Origin of the sequence: Croceitalea sp. MTPC6, from assembly GCF_036985525.1 — a bacterium.
Taxonomy (GTDB): domain Bacteria; phylum Bacteroidota; class Bacteroidia; order Flavobacteriales; family Flavobacteriaceae; genus Croceitalea.
The window spans coordinates 1-274 of record NZ_BTGR01000051.1 but is presented as its reverse complement, the minus strand read 5'-3'; the positions used below and the strand labels follow the sequence as shown (position 1 = coordinate 274).

Genomic DNA, 274 nt, shown 5'->3' with positions numbered 1-274 from the left:
TCCAGTGGACAAAGTGACCACCACCGTCTCGGGGGACTCCACCAATACATCGTTTATAGGGGTAAGGGTTATCGTTGCGCTGCTCGCCAAATTCGGTATCGCTACAGTACCGCTCAAAGCGGTAAAATCAGAACCGCTCGTCGCCGTTCCGCTTACCGCATAGTTTACCGTTATAGCTGAACCCGTACCGTTCGCAGCGTCAAGACTGACCGTGTACGTGCCAGTGCCCAATGGGCTCTCAGAAGCGGCCGCGTCAGTGGCAACTATCGTGGCA

General features: G+C 55.5%; 1 protein-coding gene. It reads right to left on the bottom strand.

What is annotated here, in order from left to right:
* The coding region (locus AACP56_RS18040) for a Calx-beta domain-containing protein (RefSeq protein ID WP_445227715.1) at window positions 1–231 on the bottom strand (231 nt) is incomplete at its 3' end.
* Window positions 232–274: the final 43 nt, after the last annotated feature.